A 24,979-nucleotide genomic window follows, 5' to 3' on the forward strand; every position below is an offset into this window, starting at 1 on the left:
ATTAAAATAGATGCTACATATCATACATATTTTCAGCAATTGAGTTGAAAGGATCTGCTGAAAGAACATCAGAATACAAAAAGCAGTTAGAGAGCTTCATACCTCACCATCCATAAAAACTTTTCAGACAGGAACGACATAGATAAGGATACACGGAATTCATATGGAGTGGTCAAATGGAAGAAACAGGCAGAGAGTTCATGGAAAATACAAGATTTCAATGTCTTGGCAGATCAGACCAATCACTAGGATACCCTTACCCTCCACTGGAAAAAGGATATGATGAAGAAAATATTTTGATCGACCTACCTGATCCAGCCCAGACCAATGTCAATGACGTCAGTCTGAAAGAGGCGATCGAAAAACGTTCCAGTATTCGTAAATATTCCAGAGAGCCTTTATCCATTGAAGAGCTATCGTACCTACTCTGGTGCACACAGGGAGTTAAAAAGGTCATCCACAATGCCGCTACTTTCAGGACAGTACCATCCGCTGGAGCCAGACATGCCCTTGAAACTTATATTCTTGCAAATAATGTTGAAGGTCTGGAAAAGGGAGTATACAGATTCCTTCCGATTGAGCATAAGTTGCTAGCAATAAAAATAGATAGCGACATAGGGAGAAGTATCACAGCAGCCTGCCTTGACCAGGAATTCGTTAAAGAAAATGCAGTCACATTCATCTGGACAGCTCTTGCATACCGAATGACCTACAGGTATGGCCAGAGAGGTTACAGATACCTGCACCTGGATGCAGGCCATGTGTGCCAGAACCTTTACCTGAGTGCACTGTCCATAGATTGCGGTGTGTGTGCTATAGCTGCATTCATGGATGATGAAATGAACGATATTCTCGGGATTGATGGTAAAGAAGAGTTCACGATCTATGTTGCAACACTTGGAAAACAATTACTTTGAGCACTTCCGCACATTCCCAAAACAACAAGCTTAAAAGTGAATGAGGGACTATACAGAAGGACATGGAGAGGGATATCAGAATACTGCATACTGCTGATACGCATATCGGATACCGCCAGTACCATAGCGAGGTTCGCAGGCAGGACTTCATCGATGCCTTTTCCAGCGTTATTGATGATGCAATTGAGATGAACATGGATGCAATCGTCCATGCAGGCGACCTTTTTGATTCAAGGAACCCGACACTTGAGGATATCCTTGACACCATCAACATACTCTCAAAATTAAAATTACAAAACATCCCGTTCCTGTCGATAGTTGGAAACCATGAGAGCAAGCAGCACACTCAATGGCTCGACCTGTTCGAGAGCATGGGAATTGCCACCCGGCTCGGAAACAAACCTTACAGGATCGAAGATGTTGCCATCTACGGGATAGACAACGTCCCCAGATCGAAGATACCGCTTTTTGATTATTCGAAGTTCACAGGGGAAAGCTCAGGGCAATACAATATACTCGTGATGCACCAGCTGATGTCACCTTTCCCATTCGGGGAGTGGAAATGCGAGGAGGTCATCAGGGAACTGCCCTTCGATGTTCATGCCATCCTGCTGGGAGATTATCATAAGAACGAGAAAACAAGAGTAGACCAGACCTGGGTCACCTATTGTGGTAGCACAGAGCGAAATAGTGCAGCCGAACGCGACGTCCGCACATACAACATTGTTACGATAAATGATAACGGGATCGATATCGGCAAAAGGAACATCTCCACCCGGGATTTCCTCTTTATACCGGTGGAGCTCAGGGACAGGGAAGGAGCCTATGAGCTGATCATCAATACCATCAAGGAACACGATGTTGCTGACAGGGTTGTTTTCGTTGACATCTCCGGTAACCCGGAAGTTACCATATCCTACAATGAGATCGAGGAGTTCCTCGCAGGAAGAAATGCCCTTGTCACCCGAATAAGGGACATGAGACACGGAGGAGAGGTAAAGGAAGAAAAGCCACTGGAAGTCTCATTCTCAGATCCTGATGAAGCGGTCAAAAGAGAGATTACGAAAATGACACTGACAAGTGGCGGCATCATGATCGATGAGATTGTGAGAGATCCGGCAGTCCCGAAGACAAAGGTCGACCTTGAGGCTGAAACGCGAATAGGGGAACTGCTCAACGACGTCGATTTCATGAATCCCGAGTCATACATGGTCAAAAAGGACAATGAGGGAAATATTCGGGATGAAAATGCAGATGCTGCCGGTGAAGAGGAAAAAAGAGATTCCACGGACGAGCCACATATCGCAGAATCTGCTGATGAATATAGCACAGACAGAGACACTGGAAGAAGTGAACCTCAGGAGGATATTCCAACCCGGAAAGGAACAATACCTGTGGAAACTGAAGATCGGGAAATATCCAGACCTCCTGAAACAGGTGCTCCGGAGAAAAAGAATGTGGAAACCCCGAAACCAAAACAATACAACCTGGGGGACTACCTGTGAAACTGAAAAGACTGCGGGTTGAGAATATCAGGAGCTACGAGGACCTCGACATCCGGTTCGACGACGGTGTAACAGTGGTATCCGGAGTTAACGGAAGCGGTAAGTCCAGCCTCCTGGAAGCCTGCTTTACAGGACTTTTCGGAAGCCGCACACTTTCAAAGGAATTCGTGCTCTCCGACCTTATACGCAAGGGTGCAACAAAGGCATCCATCATCGTTGACTTTGAGAGCAGTGGCCATGAATACAACATCGAGCAGGGATACAGGGTAAACCCGAAAACCGGGAGTGCATCCAATAACAAGTCGGTCTTCATGGTGGACGATAAGATCATGGTGGACCAGGCAAGCCAGACCTATGAGGCCGTTAAGGCACTTATGAAGATGGATGAAGAAGCCTACAAGAACTGCGTTTACATCCGCCAGGGAGAGATAGATGTCCTGATCAACGCAAAGACAAAGGACAGGCAGCGCATGATCGATGACCTGCTCCAGATAGGTAAGCTGGAAGAATACAGGGAGCGGGCAGGCAGTGCAAGAAAAGGGGTTGGACGACATCAGAGGGAAACAGATGCACGTCTAAAGGACAACGTTGCGGATATTGAACAGATAGAAGGCTCGAACCCGTACCAGATGCTCAATACGGTCAGAACGGAGATGAACGGGGTCGGGAATGAGATCTCTGAACTTGAAGATAAAAAAGAGCGTGCAAAGGAGATCGTCTCGTCGATCGAAGAGAAAATAAACAAATATACGGGAACACTAGAGCAAAAAAAGACCATTGATACGGAAGTACGTGACTTCAAGTCAAAGATCACTGCCACATACAATGATATTGAAAAGGCGAGAGGGATCGTGAACTCCGGCAGGCAGGAAGTACAGAAGCTCCAGAGTGTGAACACAGACCTTTTTGCACAGATAAAGGTCCCAAATGACACTGAGATTGAGACATATGTCACATCCCTGGAAAAAGAAGAGTCAGCTGCCCGGGATGCAGTAAGCACTATTATCAAAAAGAGAGAGCTCGCACAGGGTAATGAGAGGTCCCAGAACGAATTCCTGCTCAACCTTAACGAGCAATTGAAAAGAACGGAAGTTTCAATACAGAACAGGGAAGCTAAGGCCAAAAGCATCACAGAGGAGATCGAAAGACTCAAAAACAGCATCAAAGGACTGGAAGATGCGAGCAGGGAAAGAACAGAGGAAGCTTCAAAGATAGGGTTCCCTGCTGATAAACTTGAGAACATAGAGGATATTGCCGAACTCCTGGGTATGAAGCAAAAGCAGCTCCACGGAAAGGAAAGGGAAAAGGCTGCTACCCTTGCAGAACTTGATAAAAGGATAAAGAAAGCCAAAGAGCTACTCGACAAAGGATTGTGCCCCACCTGCGGGCAGGACCTTAAAGGCTCGAAGATCTGTGAAGAAACAACAGAGGATGAGGAGCAAAAGGCAAGCCTGCTGGCTGAGCTACAGAGCATCCGTTCCGAACAGGCCGAACTTGAAACAAAAACAGAACGTGTAAGGAACGCGAAGGATATAGCAAAAATAATTGCAGAGAAAGGGCAACAGATACAGATCAAAACAAAGGAAATCGCCAGCAATGAGAAGCTGATCGAAGAGAACCTGCGGGATATCAAAGAAGAGAAAGGAAAGGAAAACGCCCTCAAAGAACAGATCGGCGAGGTAGGAAAGGTCATCGGGAAGATCAAAGAGGACATTGTTGCCCTGAAAGAAGATGAGAACGATGCAACCGGTTCCTATAAGGTGATAAAGGGCAGGCTCGACGTTGCAAGAAGGATACGGAGGAACTATCTTGAGATCGGAAAGATGCAGAACGACATCCAACGGTCACAGGACGGGATCAGCAACGGACTTGAGAAGGTAAATCTTTTTGAAGAGCAGATCAAGGAGAGAAAGAAACGTCTTGAAGCCCTTGAGAAGGAACTCGGAGATGTTGATATTACAGGGCTGGAGAGCGATAAGGTACAATACGAAAGTGCTCACAGAGGGATTATTTCCAGGCTTGAGGAGCTGAACCTGAGGAAAAATGAGCTTCATAAACAGGTCGGGCTCATTGAGGGAGAGATCAGAAGGCTTAATGAACTAAAGGAGAAGCACAGGATGCTTTCCAATAAGAAGGAGTTCCTGGAAGCCGTTTACAGGGATGCTGAAGAGCTTGAGACCATGTATATCCGCCTCCGTGCCGAACTGCGCGCAAAGAACATTGATGCACTGGACAGGCTGCTCAATGAGATCTTCTCGTTCATGTACACCAACAATGCATATTCGCACATCAGCCTCGACCAGGACTACAATCTCACGATCTATGAGAAAGACGGTACGCCCCTGGAGCCAAAACTGCTGAGCGGAGGCGAGAGAGCGATCTTCAATCTTGTATTAAGGTGTGCCATCTATCGCCTGCTGTCCCATTCACCCGGGACCACCGGCAGTGTGGAGCTTCCTCCGCTGATACTGGACGAGCCTACTGTTTTCCTTGACAGGGGACATGTCCACCAGTTGATAAAGCTCATTGATATGATGAGGGACATCGGTGTAGGCCAGATCCTGATCGTATCTCATGACGAGTCACTGATCGATTCTGCAGACCATGTGTTCGTGGTGGAGAAGGACCCAATCACAAATAGTTCGTCCATCGCTGCAAAATGAGCATCTGGAGGGAAATTGCGACCATAAGATATATTATAGTTTTTATCATTATTATTGGACAGGCTAAGGGTTTGAGATTATTAAGGGATAGAGAGGTTTGTGAGGTATTGCATGGGCTCCGAGAACAGGGACTTTGTTATAGAAAGGCTTGAGCGAAAACTGGCTGAGAAAGAAGACGAAATAGAAACGATCAGCAACAAGCTGCATGATTCCATCATGAAGGAGCTTCGCGAGGACCTGAAGAACGATCTCGACATCAATAATCGTCTTGTCAAGATCGAACAGAAGGTACAGGAACTTGCAAGCAACATGAGTGGCATCATGGACGAACTGCTTGACCAGAAATCCCAGCTCAGGAACCTGGGCACGGGATCTTCGAAACAAGCACCTGAACCATTCAAAGTAACAGCAACTCAGGACCCCTTCAAGCCACCGGCACCAAAAGCCACAGAAGGCAGTACACCGGCTAACAAAGGAAAACTTGCCGATACCCTTTTCGGCAATAAAAGACCGGAGACGGCTGCAATACCGGAGAAGAAATTCACAGAACCTGCAATATCGGAAATGAAAACTGCGGCACCAGGAACATCTTCCGGATCACAGTGGAGCAAACTGGTAGATCCGAATGAGGTCAATATGGAGATAAGGGATATAGGTTCCAGGGAACCTGTACAGGAAACAACAGCAAATATCCCTACAGAATATATCGTGGCAGATGGCGGGGATGTTCCCGGCAACAGGAGCCATTCGACATCCCCTGAAGACGAATGTGAGTATATCGTTGCGGAAGAAGGAACACCATCACGCACCCTCTCAGAAACAGAGTATGAGACCGTGGAAGACCGGGATGATGAAGATACGGTGGTCACGACGACCCGCAGAAAACCCCTTTAAGTCGATGAAAGAGGAATCAAGTGTACATCAAAGAGATCGAATTTGTAAACTTCAAGTCTTTTGGGAAAAAAGTCAAAATACCATTCTTTGATGATTTTACCACCATATCAGGACCTAACGGTAGCGGGAAATCAAATATCATCGACGGGATACTTTTTGTGCTGGGACTTTCCAGCTCACGTACCCTCAGGGCAGAAAAGCTGACAGACCTCATCTACAACGGTGATAAGGCAAAGAAGCCTGATTTTGCACAGGTCACGATAAGGTTCGATAACACCGACCGCGAGATGCCTGTGGACGAGGACGAGGTTGTCATCAGCAGGAAGATCAGGGAAACAGAGAGTGGTTACTACAGCTATTTCTATTTTAACGGAAAGGCGGTCAGCCTGACGGATGTCCATAACCATCTTGCAAAGGCGCGTGTGACCCCTGAAGGCTATAACGTTGTTATGCAGGGTGACGTTACACGAATCATTACCATGACAGCAGGAGAGCGCCGCAAGATCATCGATGAGATTGCCGGTGTTGCTGAATTCGATAATAAGAGAGACAGGGCCCTGAACGAGCTGGAGATCGTAAGGGAGCGTATCGAAAGGGCTGACATACTTATAGAAGAAGTTGAGAAGCAGCTGGAGAAGCTCAAGGTGGAGCGCGACCAGGCTGTGAAATACCAGGGCCTCAAGCAGGAGAAGATGAAGTTTGAGGGCTTCGTACTGCTTGCAAAGCTCAAGGACGCGAGAGTTGAGCTTGAGAACGTCAGCCAGGATATCGTCGCCAAGGACGAGATCCGTGAGAAGCTGAAACAGGACCTTGACCTGAAGCAGGAAAAACTTGAGGGACTTGAGGATGAACTCAAAGACCTTACGTCCGAGATCCAGAGAATGGGAGAGAACGAGCAGATACAGATCAAGAAGGACATCGAAGAGATAAAGGGAGAGGTCTCAAGATGTGTCAACAGCATTGAACTTGCGGACAACGAGATCGAGGATATTGATTCCAGGCGTAAGAAGGCGTTCCTCGATATCGAGCAGACGAAGAACAGGGTCAATGAGATCGACGAGAAGCTCTCAGAGGAATCCCTCCGCAAGGACAGCATCTTTTCCGAGATATCAGAAAGAAAGACCGAGAGGATGATCCTGCAAAGCAGGATAGCGGATGTGGATGAGAAGTTTGCCCAGACCAGGGATGAGCTTACATCGTTCAAGAACGAGCTGGAAACAGTCAGGAACGACAAGAGCGAACTGATGCGACAGGAGGACCGCCTGCTGGACTCCCTTAGGAGAAGATCGGCAGAGGTTAGGGATATCGAGAACGAGATCGATGATGCAAAGGCAAAGGCACAATCCTCTGACAGCGATACGAAGTCCGCACAGTATGAGATCGAGAAAAATACAGAGCAGATAAACTCCCTGACAAAGGACCTCGATGACCTTGAAAGCAACCGTTTCCAGATCAAGACAGTGGTAACTGACCTTGAGACCACACTCAGGAAACAGCAACAGGATTACGCAATGCTGGAAGCACGTGTCCGTGCGGCAGAGGACACCAGCAATTATTCAAAAGCAGTTGACATGATCATCGCCGAGAAGAAGCACCATGGCCTTCCCGGCATCTATGGAACTATCGCCGAACTGGGAAGTGTGGACCAGAAGTATTCCACTGCCCTTGGCGTGGCAGCAGGCGGACGTATGCAGGCTATCGTTGTGGAGACCGACCAGGACGCTTCACGCGGGATACAGTTCCTGAAACAACAGCGAGGAGGGCGTGCAACCTTCCTGCCGCTTAACAAGATGGAGGCAAGAAGACCCTACAAGGACCTTTCTGACCGCAAAGGAGTCATCGGATATGCCATTGACCTGATCGACTTTGATCCAAAGTTCGAGGCCGCATACTGGTATGTCTTCAGGGATACACTTATTGTTGATACTCTTGAGAACGCACGCCGCCTCATTGGCGGCCTCCGTATGGTCACACTTGAGGGAGAGGTGATCGAAAAGAGCGGTGCAATGACCGGCGGATCCATGCAAAGGAAGACCGGGCTCTCATTTGCAGCCTCCGAGAAGGACAAGCTCATAAAGATCGCCGAGAATATCACTGAATTCGAATCAAGGCGTAATACCGCCATCAAGAAACTGGACGCTGTGGAAGGACATATTGCCGATATCAACCGCGAGATCCACGAACTGGAGAAGGAGATCTCAAAGAAGGAAATGATCTTCGAGGAGATCGGAAGCAGGTCAGAGCGCCTCAGCCAGCTTATCGAGACAAAGAACATCGAACTGGCAGAGATTGAGGAGCAGCGCACAAAGCTCCGTGAGGAAATGGAAGAGGTCGTTTCACAGAAGAACGAAAAGGAAGAGAGGACAGGAGAACTTGAGGAGAAGATCACTTCCATTGAGGAGAAGCTTTCCGAATCAGAGATCCCTGAACTCAACAAGCAGGCTGAGCGCATCGACGAGGAAATGCGCAGGCTTGACGGACGTATCCGTGACATTGAAGCTGATATCAATGCCCTGAACCTTGACCGCGAATATGCATCCACTAAGATCGAGGACAGTCGCCAGCTCATCAAGGAGATGGAGGAGAAGAGGTCCACCCACCGCGAACGTGTGGACGGGTTCAAGGCAAAGATAACCGAGCTGGAAGTGACGCTCAGGAACAAGGAGCAGCGTGAGCAGGAACTTGCCGAAGAGCTCAGGGAAATGCAGCAAAAGCGTGCCCTCAAGCAGACGGAATACAACGCTGCAGAAAAGGACCTTATGGCCACCAGATCAAGACTTGACGATGCTGACAAGTCCATGATGGCACTGGAAGCCACACAAAAGGCCCTTGCCGACCAGACAGAGGAGCTCAAGGAAGAGCTGGAAAGGCGCGGTATCGAAGAAGTAGAGGATGTGCCGAACTATGAAACGGTCAGCACAAGGATAGCATCCATAGAAAAGGCAATGGAAAAGCTTGAACCTGTGAACATGAGGGCCATTGACGAATACGACGAAGTGGACGCAAGGGTCGTGGACCTTAAGACCAGAAGGGCGATCCTGTTCAATGAGAGGGAGCAGATCCTGGACCGCATCGACCAGTATGAAACACTGAAAAAGGATGCGTTCATGGAAACCTTCAACGGCATCAACGAGCCGTTCAAGGAGATATTCAACGAGCTGTCCGATGGTACCGGGGAGCTTGTACTTGATGATTTCGAGGATCCGTTCAATGGCGGACTTACACTCAGGGCACAGCCAAAGGAGAAAACACTCCAGCGCCTTGAAGCCATGTCCGGAGGAGAAAAGAGTCTCACTGCCCTGGCCTTCGTCTTTGCCATCCAGCAATTCCGCCCGGCACCTTTCTATGCATTTGATGAGATCGATATGTTCCTTGACGGTTCAAATGCGGACAGGGTCGCCCAGCGCGTGAAAAAAGCCGGTACAAAGGCACAGTTCATTGTAGTATCCCTGCGTAAACCAATGATAGAAGCAGCTGAGCGTACCATTGGTGTCACAATGCAGGAGAACAATATCACAAACATCACGGGTGTGAAATTACGGTGAGTGACCTTTCTGAAGTGATAGAGGAAAGCGAAAGCAACATTCAGGCAATTACAAGTAAACCCGGCAACTCTGTTGACCCGGAGTTCCTGGAGACACTCCGCAGCCTCGGCGTAGATGAGTCACTGGTAGAGTTCTCGGATGACGTGCTCTGCGAGCCTGTGGAGATCTTTGTCAATCTTGCAAAGAACGGGGACATCAATCCATGGGATATCGATATAGTGCAGGCTACTGACAAGTTCCTTGCATATATCGAAGATATGAAGATGATGGACCTGAGGATATCCGGCAGGACACTTTTGTACGCAGCCATCCTTCTCAGGATGAAGTCCACAGGTATCGTTCAGGAAGAGGAAGAAGAGGATGACGATTTCCTTGACGATGAAATGGACTTCTACGAGGTGGAGGAATATCCTGTTCCGAAACTCCCGATCCGACGTACTGCGACCCGGCCTGTGACCCTTCAGGAGCTTATTACCGAACTTAAAAAGGCAGAAAAGGTCGAGACCCGCAGGAAGGACAGGAGGATACGCCACCGCATCGAGGTCATGGACAGGGCAACAACTGATGATGTACTGGGCATAGCGCACGAGGAAGACATCAGGGGAAGGGTTGACAAACTTTACGAATACCTTGAGGAGCTGTTCCAGGACAGGGAAGAGGTAATGTTCTCGGACCTGATCGAAAACTCCAACAGTCGCTCTGAAAAAGTGATGACATACATCTCGCTTCTGTTCCTTGCATCTGAAAAAAGGGTATGGCTATCACAGGAAGAGCTTTTTGGTGAGCTGTATGTTCACCCGGTCTGCGAGACCGAATGATATTTTCAAAGAGGAAGGATATGAAAGATAAGGAGATCATTGAAGCCGTTCTTTTTGCGGCAGGCGGGGCTGTTGACGCCCAGACACTTGCAAAGGTCGTCAATAAGACGGCAAAGACCGTCAAGCCTGTAGTCCAGGAACTTATGGAAGAATATTCCACAAGAGAGACAGGGATGGAGATCATTGACCTTGGCGCCCGCTATGTAATGCAGGTCAAAGCCGAATATACCGATCTTGTGAGCCCGGTAGCTCCAAAGGAACTGAGATCCCCGATCCTCCGAACCCTTTCCATGATAGCCTATCACCAGCCTGTGGTCCAGGCAGAGCTTGTGGACATGAGAGGGAATTCCGCATACGACCACATACGGGAACTTAAAGAAAGAGGACTGATCGAAGCAGTACCTCACGGCAGGACAAAACTGCTCCAGACAACATCCCTTTTTGCAGATTATTTCGGACTTACATCCAACGACCCCGAATCCATTAAAAAGAAGATAGTCGAGCTTTCCCGACAGCAGGGAGGAAGCGAAGGCCTTGACAGGTGGCTTGGAAGGAAGTTCGTAGGACTAACTCCCATGTACAGTTCACTTGCCGACCTTTGCGGCATCAAGGATTACAGGATCATCAATGCCTACGATCCCACCGAAGAAGAACTGGAGAGCCTTGCAGACGTCTTCAAGATGGTCATCTCAAAAGGTTACGAGGAGAAGGTCAGCAGGTATTATGACGGGGAGATAATTGAGGTCAGCTCCACCACATTCGGGGATATTATTGATGCCATCAATGCACTCGAAGGCGTTGCCGATCCTGACAGGGCAAAGGAGAGCATCGAGCTTATCGAGGATCTCAGGGACAGATATGTATCAAAGGCACTGGTCATCAGCAGGAAGGTAAAACCTGCTACTGATATGATCGCACGTATAGTCAGTGACCTGAGGCTGGGAGTCTCCGCCGAAGGTTGCATAGTCGCGCCGGACTATGGAACATCCAGTGAAGGGGTGGACATATCAGAGGGGGCCGATATCCTTGTACCCACACACTCAAAGGTCGAGGGCGATCTTGTGGACAGGGTATGCAAAAAATACGATGCTATCATCGATGGCCTCAAAAATCTTGAAAAATGAGTGTTTTTAAAGGCCATTTAAATAGATATATAAATAGAAGGGTATAAGTATATATACTGTATTGCTAAATATAGCCATCCTTAAATACCGAGAGTCAAAGATCATGACGGAATATAACATCAAGATAGAAAACGTGGTTGCGTCCACCAAACTTGCTGAAGAATTCGACCTTACAAAGATAGAAGCGGAATTCGAAGGCGCAGAATATAACAAGCAAAAGTTCCCGGGACTTGTATATCGCGTTTCCGATCCAAAGGCCGCATTCCTTGTGTTCACATCAGGAAAAGTGGTTTGTACAGGTGCAAAGAACGTTGAGGACGTACACACCGTTATCGGCGACATGGCAAAGAAGCTCAATGGAATTGGTATCGAGACCATTGCTGAACCGGAGATCACCGTACAGAACATTGTAGCTTCAGCTGACCTTAAAGCTGTGCTCAACCTCAATGCGATCGCTATCGGACTTGGTCTTGAGAACATCGAATACGAGCCGGAGCAGTTCCCGGGACTTGTTTACAGGATCGATGAACCAAAGGTTGTCGTACTTATCTTCAGCTCCGGAAAACTTGTGGTCACAGGTGGAAAGTCACCGGAGAACTGCGAGGAAGGTGTCGAGGTCGTAAGGCAGCAGCTTGACAACATGGGACTTTTGTAAATGGAAATTCAGGTCCCCCTGGACAAAAACGATGTTTGCATCCTCATCCCGACACTGAATGAGGAAGCAACCATAAAACAGCTTATCGAGGATTTCCAGGCGGAAGGTTTTGAGAACATCCTCGTCATTGATGGCCATAGTCGCGATCGCACCCGCCAGCTTGCTGAGGAAAGCGGAGCAAGGGTCGTGGTCCAGGAAGGAAAAGGCAAGGGCCAGGCAGTCCAGGAAGCATTCCAGCTTATAGAGGACCCCTACACCGTCATGATCGACGGTGACGGGACATACCTCGCAAGTGACATCTATACTGTCCTTAATCCACTTATTGAAGGTCATGCTGACCAGACCATCGGAAACAGGTTTGCGAATTTCGAGCCTGAAGCGTTCACTAAACTGAACCTTACAGGTAACAAAGTGCTTAACAAGCTCTTCGGCCTGGCATACGGTGTCTGGCTGGAGGATATCCTTACAGGATACCGCGGTTTCAACAAAAGATCGATCAAGGGACTCAACCTTAATGAGATGGGGTTTGAGATCGAGACAGAGATCACCGTTGAAAGCGTGAAGCACGAGATGAAGGTCGAAGTGGTGCCTATCACATACGTTGCAAGGCATTCATCGGCAGATACCAAGCTCAACCCTATGAGGGACGGTTTCAAGATAGGGAAGACCATTTTCCGGATGGCAAGGCTTCACAACCCGATGTTCTATTTCGGGATATTCGGCTCACTACTGACACTATCAGGCATTGTGGTCGGCGTTTATGTGGTCAATGAGTGGTTAAGCGGAGTTACCCGCATACCAATGACAATACTGACCGCCTTGTTAATAATGACGGGGATCCAGATGTTCATTTTCGGCATGCTTAGCGATCTTGTAGTATCACTGCACAGGGAAACCATGCGCATGATGCGTAAGAACAATGAACGTTAACCCTTTTTTCGTAACAACTTTTTTTATTGATCCATGATAAGGACCATTATGACTTCACTACAAGAACAGTCTAATTTATAAATACAAGTAAACTTTTCTTGATTTTTTAACAAATAAATGGGCGTTATATGGAGGGATGTCCGAACATTCCCCTCATACATTGTAATATTTTGGAAATAAACATGCACATGATGTTGATTATGTCACCAGAATAATTGATGTCAATCCATGTAAACTCTTTAATCATTATGTCGCCTCTGAAAATATGCAACTTTACTTTACCTGCTCTAAAGTTGATTTTTTGACAATACTTAAATAAAATACCTCCTTTTTTTAACCAACTTATAACGAGGTAATAATCATGACAATCGTAGAAGACGCCAAAGCTGGCCAAATTACAGAAGAAATGAAAGTTGTCGCCCAGAAGGAAGGTTTAGAACCTGAATTCATCAGGCGTGGAATTGCTGCAGGTAGGATCGTAATCCCAACTTCCCCATACAGGGATGTAAAGCTCTGTGGTATCGGTGAAGGTCTTGTAACAAAGGTCAACGCATCAATCGGTGCTTCCTCAGATATCGTCGACCTTGACATGGAAGTTAAAAAGGCACAGGCTGCAGAAGCTGCTGGTGCAGACACACTCATGGAGCTTGGAACCGGTGGAGATTTCCTCGGCATCAGAAAAGCTGTCTGTGACTCAATCTCACTTTCTGTTGGATCAGTTCCTTTATACCAGGCATTCATCACTGCTGCAAAGAGAGACGGTTCAATCATCCACATGACAGAAGATGACCTCTGGAATGCAACAGAAGAACAGGCAAAGCTCGGTACAAACTTCATGGCTATCCACACAGGTATCAACAACATCGTTCTCGACAGGCTCAAAGCACACGGTCGTTACGGTGGTCTCTGTTCCCGTGGCGGTGCTTTCATGACAACATGGATGCTCCACAATGAGAAGGAAAACCCACTTTACTCTGACTTCGACTACCTTTGTGAGATCCTCAAGGAGCACGAAGTTGTCCTCTCCACAGGTAACGGAATGCGCGCAGGTGCAATCCACGATGCTACCGACAGGGCACAGATCCAGGAGCTCATCATCAACTCCGAGTGCGCACAGAAAGCACACGACGAATACGGTCTTCAGGTAATCGTCGAAGGTCCAGGTCACGTACCACTCGATGAAGTAGAGATGAACGTCAAGCTCATGAAGTCAATGAGCGGTCGCAAGCCATTCTACATGCTCGGTCCACTCGTCACAGATATCGGTGCAGGTCGCGACCACATCGTTACCGCAATCGGTGCAGCAACATCCGCAGCAAACGGCTGTGACTTCCTCTGCTACGTAACCCCTGCAGAACACCTTGCACTTCCAAACCTTGAAGATGTTGTTGAGGGTGTCAAGACATCCAGGATAGCAGCACACGTCGGTGACATGGTCAAACTCGGAAAGAGAGACGAAGACCTTGCAATGGGCAGAGCACGCAGAGACCTTGACTGGGAGAAGGTATTCGAGTATTCACTCGATCCAGAACTCGCAAGAAAGATCAGGACAGAAAGATCATCAGCTGATGAAGACGCATGCACAATGTGCGGTGACTTCTGCGCTCTTAAGATCGTTAACCAGAGCTACGATCTTGCAAAGTAATGCCACTGGCATTACTTTAACTTCTTTTTTTACTTCTTTTTGTTTTCCCCATTACTTTCATTTTTAACGGGTAACAGTTTCATAGTTACTTCACAGCTTCAGCTGTCCTAAAAATATTTGTTAACAGGATCACGACAAAAAGTGAGACAAACAAAAGCTGTGCTATTGAAAGGACTTCAATAAAGCATAGAACAAAATAAGCGAGTCACCATTCCATACCAGAATGGTGCTAAAACCGAACTGAAGCGATTGCCTGAAGGCAGGTTCAGTAAGGGGTCTTGGTTACGTATGAAAGGTCGACCTTTGAAACGTTGGCTTTCTGGACAAGGAGAATGGACTTCCCATAGTCAGGGTTCATATAATCGAAGATCAGCCAGGTGATCTTATCCTCTTCCACTTCACGACAATTAGTGATGTTATCATACCATATGATAGATGATGATGCACCGTCAAGCAAATAGATATAACCTGACAGCTCGTGCCCCTCAGGCACGTTTTTAATCATTTCAAGAATTGAATTAATCATTTTAGTAACACCCATTTTAACAAAACCTGAACGTATAAAATGATTTTGGTAAAATCATTTCGAATACGACATCGGGTTTAACTTTTTTGAGAATCTGCTTTCCTAAAAACAGCACAAAGGTGCTGACCCCAATATCTGAAAGCACTATTAGATAATTCCCGGGGCAATCATATAAAGCTATCGATTATTGACCCACTTCATCCGTATTTTCCAGGCCTGACAGAAACCCTTAAATTCAAATTAGCCATAATCCCGTTGGGAGACACATTAATGAAAAAAGCAATTATTGAGACAAACAAAGGTAAGATCGTTCTGGAACTTTTCGAAAAGGATGCGCCAAAGACAGTTGCAAACTTCGAGAAGCTCATTAAACAGGGATTTTACAATGGCCTTACCTTCCACAGGGTAATACCAAACTTTGTCATCCAGGGAGGATGCCCTAAAGGAAATGGAACCGGTGGACCCGGATACACCATCAAGTGCGAAATAAATCCAAGAAAGCACACAAAAGGTGCACTTTCCATGGCGCATGCAGGAAAGAACACCGGTGGAAGTCAATTCTTCATCACACATTCCCCACAACCTCACCTTGACGGAGTACACACCGTTTTCGGAAAGGTCATCGAGGGCATGGATGTCGTCAACAAGATCAAAGAAGACGACGTAATGACAAAATTGAAAGTGGAAGAGGAGTAAGACCATACTCCATTTCCCATCTTTATGAACAACAGAGGGAAACATGGGAGCAATAACGGGGCTGTTTGCAGCATGCGGGTACGTGTACCCGATCATGAAAAAGCTAGCCCTGCTATTGGCCCTTACCCTCATCCTACTTTTAATAATAAAGTCTGTGATGTAACATGGATCAAAAAACACTCAACAAGATCAGGGTTGCAGGAATTGTCCTCAACTGGATCGAAGAGCTCGCGCCAAAAATGTATCCTTATGTCGAATTCATAAAAAATGAAGACGAAAGTGAAGGCAAGTACAGGATAGCAGAGCTTACCGGAGAGGGACTGGAAATACATGAGATAATGGAGAGGAAATACCTGAAATGGTATGCCTGCGTCCTGGAGATGCTGCAGGAATATTACCCTGAAAAAGTTGAGGAGTTCACAGCAGCATATGAGAATGCCCTGCCGTATGTTACTCTTGACCACAAACCAAAGCTTGCAAACAGCTGTAAAATGCAGTTCGAATTCTCCAAGTACCTGACAGCACAGAAGACAATACTCTCTCACCTGTTCGCAAAGATGTCCGCCATGGAGATCACAGAAAGCAAACCGGAAGAAAATGAGGCGGTTGGTGTTGAAAGCACCCAAGTGGACGTTCCAGCGGAAATGAGGGGGGCGATATTCGAACAGGCTATCAAACCGGTTCTTGATGGGGAAATGAAAAAACTGGCACAGGATGGAACCATATCCACCAGAGTTGCAGACATTACCGAAGAGATACTGGCCTGCAATGGATCAGATATTAAAAAAGTAAGGTCCGGATGTGAACGTCTCCAGCAGATATGCAGGGATGATGCTTCCTGTAAAGAGAACATGAAGCAACTGGAACCATTGTTCAACATAATAAGCAGGCTGTAAGACCTGCTTTAATAACAGATATCATTTTAAAGAGGAGGAGGAAGGCAGGTGAAGATAATAAAATGCAGGGACCTGGGATTCAATTGTGACTTCATGGCAACAGGATCTGCAGTAGAAGCTGATGGCGTTAAACAGAAAATGATGGATCATATTATAGAAAAGCACCTGCCTGAGAAAGAGATGTCCGATGAGGACATTGAAGACATAGCCTCACGTATCGAGATACTGCTAAGCAGAGGTTGTGGATGCGGAGCCCTTTAAAGCCCGCATAAGCTTTTTTTATAGATTATAGCTTGCAGTTCTTGCAATTGGAAAGGCCACATATCTTATTCTCGAATTTCCATTCGAGACCCCATCTTTTGATGGACTGGATAATCTCCATGAACTCCTCACCACTTCTGGTAAGTGAATACGTGTATATAACAGGGTCCTTCGAATCATCAAGCGTCTTCTTCACAAGGCCTTCCTGTTCCAGCTCCTTGAGCCTTATTGAAAGGGTTTTCGGAGTGATGGTCTGTAACTTTTTCTTAAGTTCATTGAACCTTTTTTCCTCGTTGTTACCCTTGTAAAGCTCAAGCAGTATGCATAAAGTCCATCTCTTGCCTATAATATCGATCGTTTTGTAGATGGTGCAATCTTTCATGGTATCAAGGAAGAAACTGCCATTATATATAGAAGTATCCCAAATATACTTAGTACCGAAATACAACAAATTTTAGAGGAGAGTAATAAATGACAAAAGATCTACTTGAAAAGGGAGCAATCATTCAGAGAGACAAGGAGACATATGCCATCGCGCCTCACATCGCCGGAGGTATCACATCACCGGATCTCCTCAGAAAGATCGCAGACGTATCCGAAAAATACGGTGCAGCTGCAATTAAGGTAACATCATCCCAGAGACTTGCTATCGTAGGCCTCAAAGAAGAAGACCTTGACAATGTATGGGAAGAGCTTGGAATGAAACCAGCAGCTGCAATAGGCCTCTGCGTAAGAAGCGTAAGAATCTGTCCGGGAACAACATTCTGTAAGCGCGGACAGCAGGACGCTGTCGGACTTGGTCTCAAGCTCGATGAGAAGTACCACGGAATGGAACTCCCATCAAAGCTCAAGATGGCTGTATCAGGCTGTATGAACTCCTGTGCCGAGAGCGCTGTCAGGGATATTGGAATCATGGGTACACCAAAGGGCTTCACCGTCATGGTAGGTGGAAGTGCCGGACTCAGACCACGCCTTGCAGATGTCATTGCAGAAGAACTTGATGAGGAAGAGGTCCTCGACCTTGTTGACAAGATCATCACATACTACAAGACACACACAAAGAAGCACAGGCTTGGAAGGGTCATTGACGAAGTCGGACTTGACACCTTCAAGGCAGAAGTCGGCCTCTGAGCTAAACAAAATTAATACGACCAGGGTCCTTTCCCAGGGACCCTGTTCATCCCAACGTACCGCTTACGAACACACAATCTACAGGGTGATCGACAAAGAACCCTGCTTATTTTCCTGATCGATGAGAGGAAGCTATGCGTATCAGTTTTTACTATACCGGAGAGTTTGGAAGGAAAGTTATCGGCAATGTGGTCAACTCAAGCACGTTCTGCACATCATGCGGAGAGCTTTGTGACCATTGCAGGGAGAAGAAGAGGTCATACGCAGACAGCGTAGTTGATATCTACGAGTTCCCCGCCGACCTGCCGGAGTTCATAGAGGAGCCGGAAGAATACCTCCCTGAACATATGGGAGAATGCGACCTGCTGATCGCCATGGACCTCCACCCCGACATCCTTTCGGAACTTCCGAAGATGGCGGAGATGTCTGGCGCAAAGGCTGTGATAGCACCTATCGAGATCCCGAAACTTGCCCCAGCAGGGCTTGTCCAGCAGATCAGGGAAACACTTGAAGCAGAAGGAATAGACTGTGAGTTCCCCAAGCCGTTCTGCTCACTCGCTAAGACAGGAAAGCCACTGATCGATGAATTCGTTGACATGGGTTTTGGCAGACCCCTGCTGACCATAGGGGTGGACAAAGAGAGAAACATATTCACACATGCAAAGGTCCTCAGGGATGCACCATGCGGATCCACATGGTATGTCGCAAAAAAGCTTGGATGGTCGGACATCAATGTCTACAAGGAAACCATATCCGGAGCACACCACGCGTACCCGTGTACTGCAAGCATGGACAAGGACCCACAACTGCAGGACACCATCCTGCATGAGGCCGGATACATAATCAGGAAAAGTGTTGAGGAAGCCGCCCGTATAAAGGGAGAAGGAGCTTCGCCTGAAGATGAAAAATGAGGTGAGAACATTACTGAAGATAAAGCTGTGAAGATTGCCATCCTCAGGTGTGATATCGTATCCGAGGCCTGTCCGGGGACAGGGTGTTTTAAGGCTTTCAATGATCGGAGAGTAAAGTTCGCCGAATATGATGATAATGCACAGATGATCGCATTCTTCACATGCGGAGGCTGCTCAGGCAGGCGTGTATTCCGCCTGGTGCGTTCCCTGCAGAAGAGTGGAGTGGATGTGATACACCTGAGCTCATGCATGCAGATGAAGAACTACCCCGAATGCCCTCACATTGATACCATCAGAAAAACGATAGAGAATGCAGGCATCAGAATTGTCGAAGGAACACATCACTGATCAAATTAACTAAAGAAAGGAGAGGATCACAATGGTCAAACGAATGATAGTAAAGATCGATGAAGATAAGTGTACAGGCTGTGGACAGTGTGTCTCCCCCTGTGCCGAGGGAGCAATACAAATAATTGACGGCAAGGCAAAGGTCGTTTCCGAGGACCTCTGTGATGGAATGGGATTCTGTATCGGGGTCTGTCCCGAGGGTGCTATATCCATCGAGGAGAGGCAAACCGTTGAGTTCAATGCTGAAAAGGCAGAGGCTCAGCCAAAGAGCACAGATGTATCCATCAGGTGCTTCAGTTGCGGTGCCGGGGAAGATGAGAGATATCTCCTCCCGATGAGGCATAAGATGGAGAGCCTCTGGGTCTGTACACGCTGCCTTCCCCAGCTTATCCACGGGTGAAGCAGATTGATAGAACTTGAACTCACATCTAAAGTGGATCACCTCTGTGATCACACTTTCAATTTTTACTGGCATGAGAAGGAGCTGGACCCTGATGCAGTAGTTCCTTCCCAGAAAGGTACGGAATATACCTACCGCCAGCTTGTGGAAGAGCTGAAGAAAGGAGAGGACATCCGCATAAAGGGGAGTGTCGGTTCAAGGTTCGCATACAGCATGGGCGTTGACCTTGCACACTTTGGCGGAACAGGAAAGACTGCAACTGCAGGCCGCATCTTCGTTGAAGGCAATGTCGGCCCGGAGGCAGGGATGGCGATGTCAGCAGGTGCTCTTTACCTCACAGGAAATATCGAAGAGCCGCTGGGGAACATCATCGAGGTCATTTCTGATGAAAAAGGGTACAGGAAGTTCATATCAATCACGCAACTGCTCTGTGGCAACACCTCCGAAACCCCACTTGAGAATACATTCGATAAAGTCGAAAGGAAGCTGACCCTCAATGACGGTATCCTTCGCGGAACACTTGCCTCAAGATGTAACTGCGATGCAGAGATCGTGGTCGAAGGAAATGTTTACAACGGCACAGGCTTGCTAATGGAGAGCGGTACCATCACCATCAGAGGTGATGCCGGGCTCAATACCGGTGCACACCTTAACGGCGGAAATGTCGTTGTGGAAGGCACGGTAGGCGAATTTGCAGGTGCCTACATGAAAGCTGGAGTCCTGCTGTTCAATGATGCAAAAGGCTATGCAGGTGCAGGCATGCTTGCCGGCACCATATATTCAAGGAAGAAGATACCCCCTGCACCTCCTGCTGAGAAGAAGAGAATGGGAGGCGGTGACAGTTCTACCGTGCGAAAACTTACCGGTGCCGGACGTGTGGAGTCCATGCTCTACAACAAGTACGAGGTCGGTGAGGAAAAAGAACAGTACATCAAGGTAAAAATGAGGGATGGTTCCATCGTTATGCGAAAAGTGGACTGATCAACAGGCATTTCGCACTACCACTAAATGTTTTCCTTACACAACATATATAAGATGTAACATTATATCCTGATACTATTAGATATACCGAAAAAGGTTGGATGCACTTGACCACTGAGAGAACTGAAGATTACCTGAAAGCTATTGATACAGTTATTGAGAAAAAGGGATACTCACAGGTAAAGGACATCGCGAGATTCCTTAATGTAAGCCCCTCCAGTGTGACAGGTATGTTCAAGAAGCTCACCAAAGAAGGATATATCAATTACGAGAAATATGGCGGAGTCACCCTTACTCCTGAAGGAAAGAAACTTGCAAGAAGTACCAAGGAGAAATACAGCGTCCTGCATGAGTTCCTGATCCTGCTGGGAGTCGATGAGGTCACAGCCGATGATGATGCATGCAAAATGGAGCATGCTGTGACACTCCAGACACTTGAGAAGCTCACGAAGTTCAGTGAGTTCGTGAACTCCAAAGAGGAGATGCCAAAGTTCTTCCTCCATTTCAAAGAGTTCTGTGAAAAGGGTGAGATCTCAGAGTGTAAAAAGAAGAAGCAAAATGTTTCTTTGAACAAGAAGACAAGAAAAGCCTGCAAGGAATGAAATAAATTATCACAGCCATGATGAAGTGATAAAACTCATTTTTTAGTAATTACTACTTTTTTGTAGATATACCGGCTACTTTGAAATAGCCGATCAATCCTGATTTAACTCTTTTTATTGCAGAACCATTGCTGTTTTCTGTTCTTGCCACATTCTGAAATTTTATGTTGCCAATTGTTTTATAACTGGCACATATTGTTAGGTATGCCAAAACTTATATACACGAGTTAACAATAGTCCGATAAATTAGGATAGCCTAAATATTGGAGGCTTGTAAACAAATGTTCACCAAATTCAAAAAGAAAAAATGCTGCGCAGAGGATGAGGATATCCGGAGAGAACTTGAAAATATAATCCTTGTAGGAAATCCAAATGTGGGAAAGAGCGTTATCTTCAACCACTTCTCTGATAGTTATGCTATCGTCTCAAACTACCCCGGAACCACGGTTTCAATAAGCAAAGGAAACGGCAGGATCGCGGGAAAGGAATATGAGATCATCGATACACCCGGCATGTACTCGTTGCTTCCCATAACTGAGGAGGAACGTGTATCACAGAGCTATCTCTTTAACACCAAACCTTTTGTTTACGTACATGTGGTTGATGCAAAGAACCTCCAGCGTATGCTTCCCCTGACCTTGCAGCTGATCGAAGCAGAAGTGCCCCTCATACTCGTCCTGAACATGATGGACGAAGCTGCAGACAGGGGAGTTGAGATCAATGAGGATAAGCTCAGCAAAGAACTGGGGATCCCTGTGGTCTGTACCACATCCATCAAAGGAGAGGGACTGGATAAGCTGGAGGATGTAATCTCCAGTTATGAGTTCCAGCCTGTTGAAAACAAGGTCAGATACAGCAGAGGTATCGAGACAGCCATCGAAGAAATAAGTGAATTGATAAGATCTGAGTACGGCGTCTCAAAAAGGACACTTGTACAACTGCTCCTCCAGAATGATAAGGTTGCATTTGATAAAATAACCGAGAACAACGAAGATGTCGGATCGATCAGGAATCTGGTCGCTGAGACCGAGAAGAACTATGCTGATCCGCTTAACTATGTCATTACCATAGAGAGACAGGAATTCGTCAACGAAATCGTCGGACAGGTCATGAGAACAAATAAAGCTCCGAAGAAAGCAACAACAATAACAAATTCAGAGGATAGAAAGACAGGAACCCCACTTAGAGAGAAGATAGACAAACTTCTCATAAAACCTGTTACAGGAATACCGATACTTTTCCTGGTCCTCTATTTCGGATTGTACAAGTTCGTAGGCGGGTTTGCAGCAGGAACCGTTGTAGACTATCTTGAAGGGACACTGTTCGGAGAGATGATCAACCCATGGATCATCGAGAGCTTCAATGCCCTGGTCCCTTATCCGGTCATACAGGACCTCTTCGTGGGTGAATACGGCATACTGACGCAGGCTGTGACATATGCAATTGCACTGGTCATGCCGCTTGTAGGTGCGTTCTTCATCGTGTTCTCCATAATAGAGGACACAGGATACCTCCCACGTCTTGCAATGCTCATTGACCGTGCTTTCAAGAAGATGGGAATGAGCGGCAGGGCTGTCATCCCGATGGTACTTGGTTTCGGTTGTGCCACAATGGCAACCATGGTCACGCGTACCCTTGAGACAAAGAGGGAGAAGATCATCGCAAGCATGTTGCTTTCACTGGCAATCCCGTGTTCTGCACAACTTGGAGTTATACTGGGTATACTTTCGTTCAGCTCAAAGGCACTGCTGATATGGGCTTTTGTCATCGGAATAGAGCTTTTGTTCATAGGATTCCTTTCATCAAAGGTCCTGCCCGGAGAAAGCCCCAGTTTCTTCATGGAGATGCCACCACTGAGGCTCCCGAAAGCTTCGAACGTGCTTATCAAGACCTATTCAAGGATGCAGTGGTACTTCCTTGAGGTACTGCCCCTCTTCGTAGCAGCAAGTGTTCTGATCTGGATCGGAAGGCTTACCGGACTGTTCGAGATGGCTGTCAGGCTGTTCTCATACCCTTCACAGTGGATAGGACTCCCGGCTGAGGGCGGAGTTATGTTCCTCTACGGGTTCTTCAGAAGGGACTTCGGTGCTGCCGGACTGTTCGATATGTACAATGCAGGGATGCTCACCGACATCAACCTCGTTGTCGCTGCCATCACACTGACACTGTTCATGCCATGTATAGCACAGTTCATGGTAACCGTGAAGGAAAGAGGATTAAAGATAGCCTTTGTCATGGCTGCATTCATTTTCCCGAGTGCATTCGCTGTGGGATATATCGTTAACTATGTCCTTACAACATTCGGAGTGGTACTATGAAGTGCCCCCTTTGCAGCCATGAGTTCGATCAGCCTGACAAATCAAAGTGTACAGGCTGCGGGAATTTCAGTTCATGCAATATGCAGCGGTGCCCAAACTGCGGGTATGAGATACCACGGGAAACAAAACTTGAAAAGATCATCAGAGGGATATTCAAATGAAGATAAGTGAGAATGCGGAAGAGATCCTGGAAAGGATGTGGGTCTGCACGAACGAGAAGGGGACAGATCCAGTGAGCCTGGAATCCCTCGAGGTGGAAGAGAATTCACCCGAGATACAGGAACTGCTTGAGATCGAGAACATCACACTCTCCGGTTCAGATGTCAGTCTTACAGAGGAAGGAGCTGCAAACGGAAGGACCGTTGTCAGAAGGCATCGTCTTGCAGAGAGACTTCTTGCGGATGTCCTGAACACCAAAGAAAAGTATATCCACAGCTCTGCGTGTGATTTCGAGCATATCCTGTACCACGGTATCGATGAGAACGTATGTATCCTGCTTGGACACCCACGCACATGCCCTCACGGAAGACCAATACCTGAAGGTGAGTGCTGTATAAAGGCAAAGGAGGAACTGGAGCATGTGGTTGCCTCACTTTCAGCCCTGAAGAACGGACAGAGCGGGAAAATTGCTTATTTCAATATGCGCGAAGAAGAAAAGATGCAGAAGATGCTGGCAATGGGAGTTCTGCCAGGAATTCCGGTAAAACTTGTGCAGTCATACCCTTCCTATGTCTTCGACCTGAACCATACAAGATATGCAGTTGACAGGGAAATTGCCGACAGCATATATGTGAGGATAAGAAGGGACTGAGAGCTGATCCAGCTCAATAATGTACTGCCAGCCAGATGGTTTCGGTAGTCTCGCTGGTCCAGATGACCCTGTGTTTGCAGTGGGCGTAGATATTGATATGATCGCCGGGAGCGAGGTGTACAACCTCTGAATCTTCGAACATCAACTTCGCCTCCCCCTGCAACACCATGACCCATTCGCTTCGTTCCTGATCATACCATTGCCCCTCCGGAGTAACATGTTTCTTAGATATGATACGCTCGATCAATAGCCCTTGTTTATCCACCAAAGGTTCGAACACTTCACTGCTCAGATCGGCAGGAATCTGGTTAAAAATATTATATTTCTCCATGATATTCCTCATGAGCCCTAACAATAAAAAGGGCACTATCAAGCATTTTTAGATACTTGGGAACATCGAAA

The 24,979-nt window shown here is 47.0% G+C and carries 25 protein-coding genes; 22 read left to right on the plus strand and 3 right to left on the minus strand.

Translation table 11 applies throughout. The features are described from left to right. The first annotated feature begins 176 nt into the window (after positions 1-176). The 10 genes from WOA13_RS10290 to thiC all read left to right on the plus strand — a co-directional run bounded on the left by WOA13_RS10290 (position 177) and on the right by thiC (position 14,696). Positions 177-917 carry a SagB/ThcOx family dehydrogenase gene (locus WOA13_RS10290; RefSeq protein WP_342127818.1) on the plus strand — a complete coding sequence of 247 codons (741 nt, stop codon included), beginning with the start codon at positions 177-179 and terminating at the stop codon, positions 915-917. A gap of 62 nt (positions 918-979) precedes the next feature. Continuing rightward, positions 980-2,422: an exonuclease SbcCD subunit D gene (locus WOA13_RS10295; protein WP_342127819.1), complete on the plus strand. Its 1,443-nt coding sequence runs from the start codon at positions 980-982 to the stop codon at positions 2,420-2,422. Then, positions 2,419-5,085 (plus strand): AAA family ATPase, encoded by a 2,667-nt coding sequence (locus WOA13_RS10300; protein WP_342127820.1) that lies wholly within the window; start codon positions 2,419-2,421, stop codon positions 5,083-5,085. The genes WOA13_RS10295 and WOA13_RS10300 overlap by 4 nt, the downstream gene beginning before the upstream one ends. 111 nt (positions 5,086-5,196) lie before the next feature. Next, complete coding sequence (locus tag WOA13_RS10305) at positions 5,197-5,979, plus strand: magnesium transporter CorA family protein (RefSeq protein ID WP_342127821.1); 783 nt, start codon at positions 5,197-5,199, stop codon at positions 5,977-5,979. A 20-nt stretch (positions 5,980-5,999) separates the two neighbouring features. Further along, complete coding sequence (gene smc, locus WOA13_RS10310; protein ID WP_342127822.1) at positions 6,000-9,524, plus strand: chromosome segregation protein SMC; 3,525 nt, start codon at positions 6,000-6,002, stop codon at positions 9,522-9,524. Beyond that, positions 9,521-10,342 (plus strand): ScpA family protein, encoded by an 822-nt coding sequence (locus WOA13_RS10315; RefSeq protein WP_342127823.1) that lies wholly within the window; start codon positions 9,521-9,523, stop codon positions 10,340-10,342. The genes smc and WOA13_RS10315 overlap by 4 nt, the downstream gene beginning before the upstream one ends. A 20-nt stretch (positions 10,343-10,362) precedes the next feature. Continuing rightward, positions 10,363-11,466, plus strand: coding sequence for an SMC-Scp complex subunit ScpB (gene scpB / locus WOA13_RS10320; RefSeq protein ID WP_342127824.1), 1,104 nt, complete (start codon positions 10,363-10,365; stop codon positions 11,464-11,466). Positions 11,467-11,569: 103 nt separating this feature from the next. Further along, positions 11,570-12,121, plus strand: coding sequence for a TATA-box-binding protein (locus WOA13_RS10325; protein WP_048206091.1), 552 nt, complete (start codon positions 11,570-11,572; stop codon positions 12,119-12,121). Continuing rightward, a complete protein-coding gene (gene aglJ, locus WOA13_RS10330) occupies positions 12,122-13,051 on the plus strand; it encodes an S-layer glycoprotein N-glycosyltransferase AglJ (protein WP_342127825.1) in 930 nt (309 codons plus the stop codon). It abuts the gene before it with no gap. Positions 13,052-13,412: 361 nt separating this feature from the next. Further along, positions 13,413-14,696, plus strand: coding sequence for a phosphomethylpyrimidine synthase ThiC (thiC, locus tag WOA13_RS10335; RefSeq protein ID WP_342127826.1), 1,284 nt, complete (start codon positions 13,413-13,415; stop codon positions 14,694-14,696). Positions 14,697-14,961: 265 nt separating this feature from the next. Here thiC and WOA13_RS10340 read toward each other — a convergent pair whose 3' ends face one another. Further along, entirely contained in the window at positions 14,962-15,222 is a 261-nt protein-coding gene (locus WOA13_RS10340) for a hypothetical protein (protein ID WP_342127827.1), read from the minus strand. 270 nt (positions 15,223-15,492) lie between these two features. On the opposite strand from WOA13_RS10340, the gene WOA13_RS10345 reads away from it, so the two are divergent. The 3 genes from WOA13_RS10345 (at position 15,493) to WOA13_RS10355 (ending at position 17,075) form a co-directional block, all read left to right on the plus strand. Continuing rightward, positions 15,493-15,918 (plus strand): peptidylprolyl isomerase, encoded by a 426-nt coding sequence (locus WOA13_RS10345; RefSeq protein ID WP_048206095.1) that lies wholly within the window; start codon positions 15,493-15,495, stop codon positions 15,916-15,918. A 164-nt stretch (positions 15,919-16,082) separates the two neighbouring features. Further along, complete coding sequence (locus tag WOA13_RS10350; protein WP_342127828.1) at positions 16,083-16,814, plus strand: hypothetical protein; 732 nt, start codon at positions 16,083-16,085, stop codon at positions 16,812-16,814. 48 nt (positions 16,815-16,862) lie between these two features. Continuing rightward, positions 16,863-17,075, plus strand: coding sequence for a DUF1059 domain-containing protein (locus WOA13_RS10355; RefSeq protein ID WP_342127829.1), 213 nt, complete (start codon positions 16,863-16,865; stop codon positions 17,073-17,075). A gap of 25 nt (positions 17,076-17,100) precedes the next feature. Here WOA13_RS10355 and WOA13_RS10360 read toward each other — a convergent pair whose 3' ends face one another. Next, a complete protein-coding gene (locus tag WOA13_RS10360) occupies positions 17,101-17,457 on the minus strand; it encodes a winged helix-turn-helix transcriptional regulator (RefSeq protein WP_342127830.1) in 357 nt (118 codons plus the stop codon). Between the two features lie 89 nt (positions 17,458-17,546). On the opposite strand from WOA13_RS10360, the gene WOA13_RS10365 reads away from it, so the two are divergent. From WOA13_RS10365 to WOA13_RS10405, 9 genes are all read left to right on the plus strand, one after another. Then, positions 17,547-18,206: a nitrite/sulfite reductase domain-containing protein gene (locus tag WOA13_RS10365; protein WP_342127831.1), complete on the plus strand. Its 660-nt coding sequence runs from the start codon at positions 17,547-17,549 to the stop codon at positions 18,204-18,206. Positions 18,207-18,340: 134 nt separating this feature from the next. Beyond that, on the plus strand, positions 18,341-19,117 hold the full coding sequence (locus WOA13_RS10370) for a DUF166 domain-containing protein (RefSeq protein ID WP_342127832.1): 777 nt from the start codon (positions 18,341-18,343) through the stop codon (positions 19,115-19,117). Positions 19,118-19,144: 27 nt separating this feature from the next. Next, positions 19,145-19,465 (plus strand): CGGC domain-containing protein, encoded by a 321-nt coding sequence (locus WOA13_RS10375; protein WP_419095421.1) that lies wholly within the window; start codon positions 19,145-19,147, stop codon positions 19,463-19,465. Between the two features lie 31 nt (positions 19,466-19,496). Next, positions 19,497-19,865 carry an ATP-binding protein gene (locus tag WOA13_RS10380; RefSeq protein WP_342127833.1) on the plus strand — a complete coding sequence of 123 codons (369 nt, stop codon included), beginning with the start codon at positions 19,497-19,499 and terminating at the stop codon, positions 19,863-19,865. Between the two features lie 6 nt (positions 19,866-19,871). Further along, positions 19,872-20,846, plus strand: coding sequence for a formylmethanofuran dehydrogenase (locus WOA13_RS10385; RefSeq protein WP_342127834.1), 975 nt, complete (start codon positions 19,872-19,874; stop codon positions 20,844-20,846). 107 nt (positions 20,847-20,953) lie between these two features. Beyond that, positions 20,954-21,448 carry a metal-dependent transcriptional regulator gene (locus WOA13_RS10390; protein ID WP_342127835.1) on the plus strand — a complete coding sequence of 165 codons (495 nt, stop codon included), beginning with the start codon at positions 20,954-20,956 and terminating at the stop codon, positions 21,446-21,448. Between the two features lie 281 nt (positions 21,449-21,729). Next, positions 21,730-23,766 carry a ferrous iron transport protein B gene (feoB, locus tag WOA13_RS10395; RefSeq protein WP_342127836.1) on the plus strand — a complete coding sequence of 679 codons (2,037 nt, stop codon included), beginning with the start codon at positions 21,730-21,732 and terminating at the stop codon, positions 23,764-23,766. After that, positions 23,763-23,927, plus strand: coding sequence for a hypothetical protein (locus WOA13_RS10400; protein WP_197072200.1), 165 nt, complete (start codon positions 23,763-23,765; stop codon positions 23,925-23,927). The genes feoB and WOA13_RS10400 overlap by 4 nt, the downstream gene beginning before the upstream one ends. Beyond that, the gene (locus tag WOA13_RS10405; RefSeq protein ID WP_342127837.1) at positions 23,924-24,577 is read left to right on the plus strand and encodes a metal-dependent transcriptional regulator; all 654 of its coding nucleotides are present in this window, start codon (positions 23,924-23,926) and stop codon (positions 24,575-24,577) included. Before WOA13_RS10400 ends, WOA13_RS10405 begins: the two co-directional genes overlap by 4 nt. 13 nt (positions 24,578-24,590) lie before the next feature. Here the strand turns inward: WOA13_RS10405 and WOA13_RS10410 are convergent, their stop codons facing one another. Then, positions 24,591-24,920 (minus strand): cupin domain-containing protein, encoded by a 330-nt coding sequence (locus WOA13_RS10410; protein ID WP_342127838.1) that lies wholly within the window; start codon positions 24,918-24,920, stop codon positions 24,591-24,593. Positions 24,921-24,979: the final 59 nt, after the last annotated feature.

Origin of the sequence: Methanococcoides sp. LMO-2, from assembly GCF_038432375.1 — an archaeon.
Taxonomy (GTDB): domain Archaea; phylum Halobacteriota; class Methanosarcinia; order Methanosarcinales; family Methanosarcinaceae; genus Methanococcoides; species Methanococcoides cohabitans.